The 12,387-nt window shown below is 41.9% G+C and carries 11 protein-coding genes; 1 reads left to right on the forward strand and 10 read right to left on the reverse strand.

Annotated elements, in window-relative coordinates; genetic code table 11:
• Positions 1 to 13 precede the first annotated feature (13 nt).
• The 7 genes from ACFQIC_RS10505 to ACFQIC_RS10535 form a co-directional block, all read right to left on the reverse strand.
• The gene (locus tag ACFQIC_RS10505; protein ID WP_204708209.1) at positions 14 to 643 is read right to left on the reverse strand and encodes a TetR/AcrR family transcriptional regulator; all 630 of its coding nucleotides are present in this window, start codon (positions 641 to 643) and stop codon (positions 14 to 16) included.
• A complete protein-coding gene (gene meaB / locus ACFQIC_RS10510; protein WP_204708210.1) occupies positions 643 to 1,578 on the reverse strand; it encodes a methylmalonyl Co-A mutase-associated GTPase MeaB in 936 nt (311 codons plus the stop codon). Before meaB ends, ACFQIC_RS10505 begins: the two co-directional genes overlap by 1 nt.
• A 21-nt stretch (positions 1,579 to 1,599) precedes the next feature.
• Positions 1,600 to 2,739, reverse strand: coding sequence for an acyl-CoA dehydrogenase (locus ACFQIC_RS10515; protein ID WP_204708211.1), 1,140 nt, complete (start codon positions 2,737 to 2,739; stop codon positions 1,600 to 1,602).
• A 12-nt stretch (positions 2,740 to 2,751) separates the two neighbouring features.
• Positions 2,752 to 3,897 (reverse strand): acyl-CoA dehydrogenase, encoded by a 1,146-nt coding sequence (locus ACFQIC_RS10520; protein ID WP_204708212.1) that lies wholly within the window; start codon positions 3,895 to 3,897, stop codon positions 2,752 to 2,754.
• 21 nt (positions 3,898 to 3,918) lie between these two features.
• Complete coding sequence (locus tag ACFQIC_RS10525; protein WP_204708213.1) at positions 3,919 to 4,770, reverse strand: 3-hydroxybutyryl-CoA dehydrogenase; 852 nt, start codon at positions 4,768 to 4,770, stop codon at positions 3,919 to 3,921.
• Positions 4,770 to 5,963 (reverse strand): acetyl-CoA C-acetyltransferase, encoded by a 1,194-nt coding sequence (locus ACFQIC_RS10530; RefSeq protein ID WP_204708214.1) that lies wholly within the window; start codon positions 5,961 to 5,963, stop codon positions 4,770 to 4,772. The genes ACFQIC_RS10525 and ACFQIC_RS10530 overlap by 1 nt, the downstream gene beginning before the upstream one ends.
• Positions 5,964 to 6,111: 148 nt before the next feature.
• On the reverse strand, positions 6,112 to 8,244 hold the full coding sequence (locus tag ACFQIC_RS10535; protein ID WP_204708215.1) for a heterodisulfide reductase-related iron-sulfur binding cluster: 2,133 nt from the start codon (positions 8,242 to 8,244) through the stop codon (positions 6,112 to 6,114).
• A gap of 208 nt (positions 8,245 to 8,452) precedes the next feature.
• On the opposite strand from ACFQIC_RS10535, the gene cls reads away from it, so the two are divergent.
• Positions 8,453 to 9,643, forward strand: a complete 1,191-nt coding sequence (gene cls, locus ACFQIC_RS10540) for a cardiolipin synthase (protein WP_204708216.1) — start codon at positions 8,453 to 8,455, stop codon at positions 9,641 to 9,643.
• Position 9,644: 1 nt separating this feature from the next.
• On the opposite strand, the gene ACFQIC_RS10545 is transcribed toward cls, so the two are convergent.
• From ACFQIC_RS10545 to ACFQIC_RS10555, 3 genes are all read right to left on the reverse strand, one after another.
• On the reverse strand, positions 9,645 to 9,824 hold the full coding sequence (locus tag ACFQIC_RS10545) for a XapX domain-containing protein (RefSeq protein WP_204708217.1): 180 nt from the start codon (positions 9,822 to 9,824) through the stop codon (positions 9,645 to 9,647).
• Between the two features lie 435 nt (positions 9,825 to 10,259).
• A complete protein-coding gene (gene argS, locus ACFQIC_RS10550; protein WP_204708218.1) occupies positions 10,260 to 11,927 on the reverse strand; it encodes an arginine--tRNA ligase in 1,668 nt (555 codons plus the stop codon).
• Complete coding sequence (locus tag ACFQIC_RS10555; RefSeq protein ID WP_204708219.1) at positions 11,924 to 12,355, reverse strand: YwiB family protein; 432 nt, start codon at positions 12,353 to 12,355, stop codon at positions 11,924 to 11,926. The genes argS and ACFQIC_RS10555 overlap by 4 nt, the downstream gene beginning before the upstream one ends.
• Positions 12,356 to 12,387 lie beyond the last annotated feature (32 nt).

The raw sequence follows: 12,387 nt of genomic DNA on the forward strand, positions 1-12,387 counted from the left end.
CAACTTCCCCCTCTTAAGATAATTCTGTTTCTTTTACATTTAGTCCTTGAAGCAATAGTTGAATTTGTCGATCAGTATACGTTTCTAACGTAAACGTCCGCTGCAAAATCCAGCGCCTGAAACCCCACATTTGCCCTTGTACGAAAATGTTATTGGCAATTAAGGTGACGACCTCTGGAGATATCAAAAACGGCAGGCTATTTTGAATTACCTTTTCTAGCATCCCAACCATGTCACGTTCTTTTTGTAAGACATAATCTTGAGCATCTTTAGATAATGACTTGACTTCTTGATACATGACGAGCACTTCATCTTGCATATCATTCATGAGAAAAAAGTAAGCTTTTACAGCATGAACGAGGTTGGCTACACTTTTTTCATGTTGGTCGATTGACACTTCCATCCGATTTTTCACGCTTTCATAAATTGAGTCACACACGAGAAATAGCACATCTTCTTTTGTGCGAATATATTCATAAAGCGTTCCAATACTGAATCCTGATGCTTTCGCTATTTCACGTGTTGTCGTTTTGTGAAATCCTTTTTCTTTAAAAAGTTGAACTGCACCTCTTATCATTTGCTGACGGCGTTTCTCGACGAGTGCTTCATTTTTAATCGTTGAAGGAACTTGTTTCTTCACCATTAGGTGTCACCCTTCCATGCTTGATACCATGAGCGCGCAAGTTGATAAGGATCGGCTTCCTGGTCATCGAGCTGGACTTTTTTCTCATGGTCATTTTCTATTTTCGTTTGAACATCACGCCAAATTTCTTCTCTAATGAGTTCATAGACTTCGAGTTGAAGCTGCTGACGACGACGTTTCTCCCCTTGATGGGTTTTATATAAATAGGAATGATGGTCAGCCATAGATTGCCATAATTCTTCCATTCCTTTATTTTCTGTTGAAATCGTTTTGACAATCCGCGGATGCCAGCCTTTAGGTTGAGCAATCATCATATATTCCTCAAGCGTTGCTTTTAAGCGAACAACGCCTGAGAGATCTGCTTTGTTAATAATGAACAAATCAGCAATTTCAATAATGCCAGCTTTGAAGATTTGTAGGACATCTCCACTATTTGGGGTAAGGACGAGCCCCGTTGTATCCACGACTTTCATAATATCGAGTTCGGATTGGCCAACGCCTACGGTTTCCACTAAAACTACGTCAAAACCGTAAGCATCACAAACCCGTATCGCATCTTTCGTAGCCCGAGCCAAGCCACCAAGACTTCCCCGAGTCGCCATACTCCTAATAAAAATGCCTGGATCAAGGAAATGTTGATTCATACGAGTTCGATCACCAAGAAGTGAGCCACCACTAAAGGGGCTCGTTGGATCCACCGCGATCACGGCAACCGATAAATCCTTCTCTCGCAAATGGGTAAGTAGACGATTAATCAACGAGCTTTTTCCTGCTCCAGGAGATCCGGTGATGCCAATATGATAAGCATTTTTTTGCACGGAAAAAATATCACTCATTAAGGAGAGTTTATCAGGGTCATCATTTTCAATTAATGTAATCGCACGAGCGAGGGCCCGCATGTCTTGTCGTTGAATTTTTTCAGCCAAAGAATGCATCGTTGGCCCTCCTTCTCCTGATTATTTTGTAACCATTCTTCCTATAACGAGGCGTTGAATTTCATTGGTACCTTCGTAAATTTGGGTGATTTTCGCGTCACGCATGTAACGTTCTACTGGGTAATCCTTCGTATAACCATAACCACCGTGAACTTGAACAGCTTCCACTGTAATACGCATTGCAGCATCACCTGCATAAAGTTTAGCCATCGCAGATGCTTTGGCGTAGGGCTGCCCCTCCGATTCTAAGTAAGCCGCTTGATAAGTGAGCAATCTAGCAGCTTCAATTTCAGTGGCCATGTCAGCAATTTTAAAAGAGATGCCTTGATGCTGAGCAATCGGCTTGCCAAATTGTTCTCGCTCTTTTGCATAATTGACCGACTCATCAAGGGCTCCTTGAGCAATACCAAGAGCTTGTGCAGCAATTCCGTTCCGGCCGCCATCTAGCGTCATCATTGCAATTTTAAAACCTTCGCCCTCTTCTCCTAGCAAATTCTCTTTAGGTATCTTACAATTTTCAAAAATAAGTTCTGTCGTAGGTGAGGAGCGGATGCCTAATTTCCTCTCCTTTTTCCCGAAGGTGAATCCAGGTGTACCTTTTTCCACGATAAAAGCACTCACACCTTTGCTGCCTGCTTCAGGATTTGTTTTGGCAAAAACAACATAAATATCGCCGACACCACCGTTTGTAATCCACACTTTACTTCCATTAAGAATATAATTGTCCCCGTCCAACTTAGCCTGGGTACGCATTGACGAAACATCACTACCTGCTCCTGGTTCTGAGAGCGCGTAAGCTCCTAGTTTCTTTCCACTCGCTAATTGAGCAAGAAACGTTTTCTTCTGCTGTTCATTTCCAAATGTATAAATCGGCCAGCTCGCCAAAGAGATATGAGCCGACAAAGTCACCCCTGTAGATGCACATATCCGGGATAATTCCTCTACCGCGATCACATAACTAATAAAATCAGAACCAATGCCACCATATTCTTCAGGCCACGGAATACCCGTTAATCCTAATTCGGCCATTTTATCGAAAATTTCACGATCAAAACGCTCTTCTTCATCACGTTCTGCCGCAGTAGGTTCTACTTCCTTTTTGGCAAAATCTCGCACCATTTTTCTAAGCATTTCTTGTTCTTCAGTCAATGTGAAATTCATATTTTTCTCCCCCTAATCTTTCAATAAATGATTGCTAATAACTATTCGTTGGATCTCACTTGTTCCTTCGTAGATTTCACACACTTTAGCATCACGGAAAAAGCGCTCGACCGGATAATCTTCTGTATAACCGTATCCACCGTAAACTTGCACCGCTTCGATGGAAGTGTTGACGGCTGCTTTTGATGCAAATAATTTTGCCATCGATGCTTCTTTGCTACATTTTTTCCCAGCTCCATGTAAACTAGCCGCTTGATAGACTAATAGTTTTGCTGCCTCGACATCTGTTGCCATATCAGCAATTTTAAAGGATATCCCCTGATGTTGGGCAATCGGCTTACCGAATTGTTCACGCTCTTTCGCATAAGCAATAGCATGTTCTAGGGAAGCTTCGGCAATGCCTAACGACTGTGCAGCAATGCCAATTCTCCCTGTATTTAAGTTAGCGAGAGCAGTTTTAAAGCCTTCCCCTTCGTTACCAAGCAGTTGAGATGCAGGAACTTTACACTGGTCAAAGCTAAGCGAAACTGTGCTCGACCCATGTAAACCCATCTTCTTCTCCGCTTTCCCTATTGAAAATCCAGGTGTATTCCTTTCGATAATAAACGCACTCACGCCTTTCCCGCGTTTTTCATCACGGTTCGTTCGAGCAAATACAATAAACGTATCAGCAGCGCCGCCATTGGTGATAAACACTTTTGAACCATTTAAAATATAGTGATCATCCTGTTTCTCCGCCCGTGTTTTCAAACTACCTGCGTCTGATCCTGCACCTGGTTCAGTTAGGGCAAAAGCTCCCAAATATTCACCCGAAGCTAGTTTTGGAATATATTTTTGTCTTTGTTCTTCAGTTCCGAAGTACAAAATCGGATTCGTCCCAACGGATGTGTGAACGGATAAAATTACGCCTAACGTTGCGCTCACTTTAGAAATTTCATGAATCGCCATTACGTACGACGTATAATCCATACCGGCACCGCCATATCGTTCATGTATCGGCACTCCCATTAAACCGAGTTCTCCCATTCGACGGACAAGTTCAACCGGGAAGCGATCCTCCCTTTCCATTCGTTCCACTTCAGGGGCGACCTCTTTTTCTGCAAAATCTCTTACCATTTTTTGCATCATCTGTTGTTCATCCGTAAAACCTAGACTCATTTTATTTCTCTCCCTCATCTGTTATTCGTAGCTGTAAAATCCACGGCCCGACTTTTTGCCGAGCCAACCTGCTTTGACGTATTGTCTTAGTAATGGACATGGGCGATATTTACTGTCCCCAAATCCATCATGTAGCACTTCCATAATATAAAGACACGTATCAAGGCCAATAAAATCAGCCAGGGTTAATGGACCCATCGGATGATTCATCCCAAGCTTCATGACCGAGTCAACGTCTTCAACAGACGCCACCCCCTCATAAACGGTATAAATCGCTTCATTGATCATCGGCATAAGGATTCGGTTGGAAACAAACCCTGGGAAATCATGAACCTCGACAGACGTCTTATTAAGTTTTTCGGTTAATTCTTTTATCGTCTCATACGTTTCATCATTCGTTTGCAATGCGCGAATCACTTCAACTAGTTTCATGACAGGAACTGGATTCATAAAATGCATGCCAATGACTTGAGAAGGACGCTTCGTTGCGGCAGCAATTTCAGTAATCGGCAGTGAGGATGTATTTGAAGCTAAAATCGCATGTTCTGGTGTAATCGCATCTAGGCTTTGGAATACCTTTGTTTTTACTTCCATATTCTCAACAACCGCTTCAATTACTAAGTCACAATTAGAAGCGCTTCTAAGATCTACTGTGCCTTCGAGATTTTTCCAAGCTCTCTCTTTCTCCTGACCGGTCATTTTTTCTTTATCAACGGCACGATCTAAACGTCTTTCAATCCCAGTTAGACCTTTATTTAAAGCCTCTTCGTTCATATCATTTAGTTTTACACGAAGGCCAGATTGGGCAAATACTTGAGCAATTCCCGCTCCCATTTGTCCAGCTCCGATAACCATGATTTGTTTAATACTCATTAGGTACGACCTCCAGATACTTCAATTAGGACGGCATCGCCTTGACCTCCACCGGAACAAATGGAGGCAATACCTAATCCACCACCTCGACGTTTTAATTCATAAGCTAGCGTGAGTAAAATCCGCGCTCCACTAGCACCTATTGGGTGACCTAAAGCTACAGCTCCCCCGTTGACATTTACTTTCTCAGGATCAAGTCCCGCGATTTTCCCACTGGCTAACGCTACAGCAGCAAACGCTTCGTTAACTTCAAAAAGGTCAATATCTTCAATGGATTTCCCTGCTTTCTCAAGCAGTTTATTAATCACTAGTCCCGGCGTTTGCGGGAAATCCTGGGCTTCCACAGCAATCTCTTCGTGTGCCAAAATGGTCGCAATTGGCTCTGCACCAATTTCGGAAGCTTTCTCATCAGACATTAACAACATCGCACACGCCCCATCATTAATCCCTGGAGCATTTCCAGCCGTAATCGTTCCTTTAGAGTCAAAAACAGGACGCAACTTAGTTAACGCTTCTACTGTCGTGTCTTTTCGAGGGGCTTCATCTGTATCTATAATGAGAGGATTTCCTTTGCCCTGTGGTACTTCTACGGGCACAATCTCTTCAGCTAATTTCCCACTTGTCATTGCTGTAGTTGCCCTCTGATGACTTTCGTAGGACCACTGATCCTGTGCCTCCCTCGTTAACTCAAATTCAGTTGCCGTACGATTTCCGTAATTTCCCATATGGACGTTCTCAAATGAACATGTTAAACCGTCATGGACCATCATGTCCTTAACAGGCGCATCCCCCATCCGTAATCCCCAACGTGCTTTTGGCATGAAATACGGTGCATTACTCATACTTTCCATTCCACCGGCTACGATGATATCTTCATCTCCTAGACGAATGAATTGATCGGCCATTGTGATGCTGCGCATTCCTGATGCACACACTTTATTGATCGTTTCAGTTTTTACCTCCCAAGGAATCCCCGCTTCACGGGCAGCTTGGCGGGAAGGCAATTGACCTTGGCCTCCTTGCAAGACCGCCCCCATAATTACTTCATTAACTTCCTCTGCTTTCATATTAGATCGTTCTAAAGCTGCTTTAATCACAATCCCACCTAGCTGTGAAGCCGTAAGTGGTGCTAAAGTTCCTCCAAATTTCCCAAACGGTGTTCTTGCTCCGGCAACGATGACGGTTTTACGCATAATCAATTCCTCCTATTTTTTGTTAACGCTTTCATTTTTGGTGATTGAACGCTCGCTCAATTTATCCTCATAAGGAAAGTGTACAAAACTTTCTGTACACTTTCCACATTTTTCTGATACTCTTTTTCGTTTTTACATCGAAACGAAACTAAGCTGTTCTTTCTACTTTCTCAGGAAACATTGATTTGGCTAAAATTTCAGCAATATCCATTGTACTAACTTCCTCATCTACTTCTTTCGCTTTCGTGCCGTCAGACAGCATGGTTAGACAGAATGGACAGCCACTGGAAATCATTGTCGGCTCCACTTCTAATGCTTGTTCTGTACGAGCAACATTCACGCGATTACCTGACTTCTCTTCCATCCACATCATACCGCCTCCTGCACCACAACACATGCCATTCGAGCGGTTTCGATTCATTTCCACAACCTTCACCCCAGGAATCATTTCAAGCACATCACGTGGCGGCTGATACACTTCATTGTACCGACCAAGGTAGCAACTATCATGATAGGTGATCGTTTCGTTCACTTCCGCTTCTGGCTTCAAACGACCATCCTTCAGCCACTCGGCAAGCATTTCAGTATGGTGGAATACTTCGGCTTCAAAGCCTAGATCAGGGTATTCATTTTTGAAAATATTGTACGCATGTGGATCAATAGTAATGATTTTTTTTACATCATTTTTCTCGAATTCTTTAATATTGTTCTCGGCAAGCTCTTGGAAAAGGAATTCATTTCCCATACGGCGAGCCGTATCACCGGAGTTCTGCTCTTTATTACCCAATATGGCAAACTTAATGCCAGCCGCGTTCATAAGTTTAGCAAATGACATGGCAATTTTTTGACTACGGTTATCATAAGAGCCCATAGAACTTACCCAGAACAAGTATTCAAAATCTTCTCCGGACTTTTTCAGTTCTTTAATCGTAGGAATCTGTACATCTTCTTCTGTATCACGCCAGTTTTCGCGTTCTTTTTTAGAAAGGCCCCATGGGTTTCCTTGACGCTCGATATTCATCATCGCACGTTGACCATCTGGATCCATCTTTCCTTCTGTTAACACGAGATAACGACGTAGATCGATGATTTTATCAACATGTTCGTTCATAACTGGACAAGCATCTTCACAATTACGACAGGTAGTACAAGCCCATAGTTCTTCTTCTGTAATTACGTCACCAATTAAATTTTTACTATGAACATCTTCTACAGCTGCGGCTGCTTCATCAGATCCTTGCGAACGAGCCATTTGGGCAAGTGAATTGCCTTCGGTTCCTGAAAAAGCGTAAGACGGAACCCATGGCGCTTGTCCTGTAACAGCCGCTCCTTTTTCGGTTAAATGATCACGTAATTTAACTATTAAATCCATCGGTGATAGCATTTTACCTGAACCAGAAGCTGGACAAACATCGGTGCAACGGCCACATTCAACACACGCATAAAAATCGAGCATTTGCAGCTGGTCAAAATCTTCTACTTTTCCAACACCGAAAGAAACATCTTCTTCATCCACTTCCTCATCCATTTCAAAATCAATTGTTTTCAATTTTCCCGGTGAGTCTTGACGGCTAAGAAACACGTTTATCGGTGCCGCAATTAAGTGCGCATGCTTAGACTGTGGTACGTATACTAGGAAAGTAAGTAGAATCAATAAGTGAATCCACCACATAACGAAGAATACTGTAGCAGCCACAACTGAAGGCAACCATCCGAAAGCGCTTGCAATTACAGTTGCAATAGGTTCGGTCCAGGCACCTTCATGACCATGCCAAATGAGCCCCATTCCGTTTCCTACAAGTACAGTAACCATCAAAGTCCCGATGAAAATAAGAACAAGGCCAGCTTTAAATCCACGCTTGAGACGGACTAACTTCTCAACATAGCGACGATAAAAAGCCCAAATCACAGCGACTACAATCGTAAGCGTCACAAGCTCTTGAAAAAAGGTAAAACCAGGGTAAAATGGTCCCAACGGTAAATGGGAGTCAGGAGCAAGTCCTTTCCATATAAAATCAATAGCCCCGAATTGAACTAAAATAAAACCATAGAACATCATTACATGAATAGTTCCTGACTTTTTATCTTTCAAAAGTTTCTTCTGTCCAAAAACATTTACCCATACTCGGTTCAGACGACTTTTGATTTCACCATCAAACTCAAATTTCTTCCCCATTTTTATGTACGCGATCCTCGTACGTACCACACGTACAAACAAGTATAAACCGTAAAGCGTTACCCCAACGAACAAAATCCAATTGGCAATTAACAACGGACTCATATGTTCTCCCCCTCTTCGTTGATCAACAATAAACCTGCTAATTTTCTGAATCTTATAGCTTAACTATAAGTTATGAATGATCATTCAGTCAACAGATTTCCGAAATTTCACATAATCAAAATCGGAAAATTTGGGGAAAGCTATTAAGAAAAGCAATATGAACAAAATTGAATTTATTATCTAATACATGAATAAGGAGACGAAAAACATGACCGCACTACTCATTATTGTAGTAATATTAATTATCATCATTGCTTTAGCTATTCTAGACTTCTCACTAGGGAAAAGACAACATGAGAAAAAACAACGTTCCCTTTTGTTTCCGCAAACAACGGGTGACTATCAACTTTATTCCCGAGGGCAAGATTTATTCGAAGACTTTTTTCAAGATATTGATAATGCAAAAAAGCAAGTCGATATACTATTTTATATAGTAAAGAACGACAGATCCGGGCAAAAATTCATGGACATTATTAAAAAGAAAGCACGCGAAGGGATACAGGTTCGGCTGCTGGTCGACCGACTAGGAGGTTTGCCATTGTCTAAAAAGATTCGTAATGACTTAAAAGATGCTGGCGTTCAATTTCAATTTTCTGAAACCCCTAATTTCCCTTTTTTCTTTTACAAATTAAACCGACGAAACCATAGAAAAATAACCGTGATTGACGGAAAGATCGGATACATTGGCGGTTTTAATATTGGCCAGGATTACGTTGGTGAAAATGCTTATTTTCAAGACTGGCGTGACTATCATTTACGCTACATTGGTCCTGTTGTATCTGACCTTCACAAAGTTTTCCTGAATGATTGGCATTTAGCTACAAATCAACATCACGATCCCATTATCAATAAAGAAAAACATCCTTATAAAATAAAAGTCATTGCAACAGATGGTAATAAAATTGAGGAAGACTATATAAAGATAATCGAACAAGCTAAAAGTGAGATTTTAATAGGAAGCGCTTATTTTATACCGACAAATGAAATTATGGATTCCTTAAAGAATGCTCTTAAACGCGGCGTTGCCGTTCATGTTCTCCTTCCGTTGAAATCAGATCACCCTCTAGTAAAAGAAGCAGCGATTCCTTATTTAGAAGAAGTTTATAAACACGGAGGTCATATCAACTTATACGATGCTGGTTTTTATCATGCAAAAGTTATGGTGATCGATCAAAAGTTCGCTGACTTAGGAACAGCGAACTTTGATCGTAGGAGCATGTTCTTAAACAAAGAAATTAACACGTACATTTATAATCAAGCGTTTATCGATGACTTACGATCAGCATACTTGAAAGATAGCAAAGACGCGATCATATTTAACAGCGAGTGGCTAGCTAGCCGTTCCTTAAAGATAAGAATTAACCAACAAATTGCAAAACTCGTCCGGCCTTTGCTGTGAGCTATTTAAATACTGTTGAAATCATAGGTCCGACCCACGCCAAAAACTTAAAACCTAAATAAATGCCTACGATTCCTGCCACTCCTGCAAATGCTGGAGGTGCAGGAATTGGCAACTTAAATGCTGCAAAAAGCACACCAACAATAAAACCAGTGACTAATGCCAAAATAACTTCCTTCAAATTATCTCCTCCTCCTGACTATTTTTACTATACCCAACTTTCCTATTTTGGATAAAAAAGAAAAGCCGCCTCAACTTTTCTAAGTTGAGGCGGCTTACTTCATTTGGTCTTGAACTTATAACTTTTTGAATGTGTTTATGAGCATATGCTCCGTTTTTTGCTTATGCGTTCGTGTCTAACAAGGCGCTTTCGCTTTTCTTGTCTAGCTTCAGCGCCCAGACTCTCGCGACATAAGCAATCCCATTACGTGACACAAACCGTCACTGCATAGTTTTGCTTATGCGTTCGTGTCTAACAAGGCGCTTTCGCTTTTCTTTTGTCCAGCTACAGCGCCCAGACTCTCGCGACATAAGCAATCCCATTACGTGACACAAACCGTCACTGCATGGTTTTGCTTATGCGTTCGTGTCTACCGAGGCGCTTTCGCTTTTCTTCCTACATTTTCTCTGGTGCTTTTACTCCGATTAGGTGTAGGGCATTTTGCAGGGTGGTGCGGACGGCTTTCATTAGGGCGACGCGGGCTACGGTGCGTTCTGGGTGTTCGGCGTCGATTACTTTTTCGGCGTTGTAAAAGCTGTGTAAATTGGATGCTAGATCAAAGGAGTACTGTGTGATTCGATGCGGCGTACGTTTTTCTGCTGCATCTACTATGATTTGCGGGAATTCCCCGAGGCGCTTCAATAGATCCTCTTCTTTTTCAGAAGTAAGGTAGCTGCCATCAAATTCTCCAGAGGCTAAACCTTTTTCAGTCGCCTGACTTAGCATTGTACAAATACGCGCATGTGCATATTGCACGTAAAAGACTGGATTTTCGTTTGATTCAGAACGGGCAAGATCCATGTCAAAATCAAGATGAGAGTCACTAGAACGCATAGAGAAGAAATAACGCATAGCATCAATGCCTACTTCATCCATTAATTCACGAAGTGTGACAGCTTTTCCTGTCCGTTTACTCATCTTCACTTTTTCTCCGTCCTGGAATAGATTAACCATTTGGATAATTTCAACTTCTAACGTTTCCTCGCTATAGCCAAGGGCTTGAATAGCTGCTTTCATACGCGGAATATACCCGTGATGATCAGCTCCCCAAATGTTAATCAACGTATCAAAACCACGATCAAGCTTATTTTTGTGATACGCAATATCTGGAGTCAAATACGTGTAATTTCCATCATTTTTAATTAGGACACGATCTTTATCATCACTAAATTTCGTTGTTTCAAACCATGTAGCGTCATCTTTTTCGTAAACATAGTTTTTATCTTGTAATACTTGTAGTGCTTGTCCGATTTTTTCTCCTTGGTAAAGAGACATTTCTGAGAACCACTCATCAAAAGGGACGCGAAATTCTTCTAAATCTTTTTTTATTTTATCCAGTTCAAATTTCAAACCGTAGGATCGGAAGAATTCGAGACGATTCTCTTGAGATGCTTCGACCCATTTAGATCCATCCATATCGGCGAGTTGTTGGCCGAGCTCCACGATATCCTTGCCGTGATAGCCCTCGCTCGGCATGTCCCAATCCTTACCAAGTGCTTGCATGTACCGCGCTTCAACTGAGAATGCAAGGTTTGCCATCTGATTTCCGGCATCGTTAATATAATATTCTCTTGAAACTTCATATCCAGCTGCCTCAAGCACATTACATAAGGAATCTCCTACTGCGGCACCTCGTGCGTGTCCTAAGTGAAGGGTTCCTGTTGGATTCGCCGAAACAAACTCCACTTGTACCTTATGTCCATTCCCTGTCCCAGACTGTCCGTAGGCTTTACCTGCTTCAAGTATCGTTGGTACAAGGTCTGTTAAGTATTGATTGTTCATATAAAAATTGATAAACCCCGGTCCGGCAATTTCAATTTTTTCAATCGATGCTTTCGAACGATCAAACTGCTCAACAAGATCTGTTGCTATTTGACGAGGATTTTTTTTCGCAACGCGTGCTAGTTGCATGGCCATATTTGTTGCATAATCACCGTGTGATTTATCTTTCGGTTGTTCCAATACAACCTCTGGTATATCCTCATCCGTCGCAAGGTCGGCTGCTTTAACGGCACGAACGATTTCGTCTTTTAATTTTTGTTCCGTTTGCTCTACAATATTCATACGCTTTCCTCCTCAAAAAGTAGCGTCAACCGATGACGCTGTGTTACCTCATGATTTAATGTCATTTGATAACTTATAAACAGACGTCCGCTAGACGCATCCTCAAGAGATTGGTGCTCGATTTGGTCTGTATATGTCCTCATATGAAAATCACCATACGTATGGTGGTACACATTTTCTGTTTCCAACTGCTTTTGAAAAACTTGACGCATATCGACGCCACCTGTTCGTTTTATACTGACATGACCAGGCTTCATAGTCACCATCGTGTTGATCGGCTCCCCTTCTTCCGGGTGTTCGGTGAACTTCAAGACTTCCGTCTTCCCACGTGAGTAGTATTGCCCAGCCTCTGACATCGCCATTTCTTCCTTACGATCTGATTCTCTAATTTCCGTTACGAGTTTCACTCGTACATTTTTTGCTGTCATCTAATCGCTCCTTAATCCGGTACATCCTTAAC

The organism is Halobacillus seohaensis (assembly GCF_042663045.1).
In the GTDB taxonomy this organism is placed as follows: Bacteria; Bacillota; Bacilli; order Bacillales; family Halobacillaceae; genus Halobacillus_A; species Halobacillus_A seohaensis.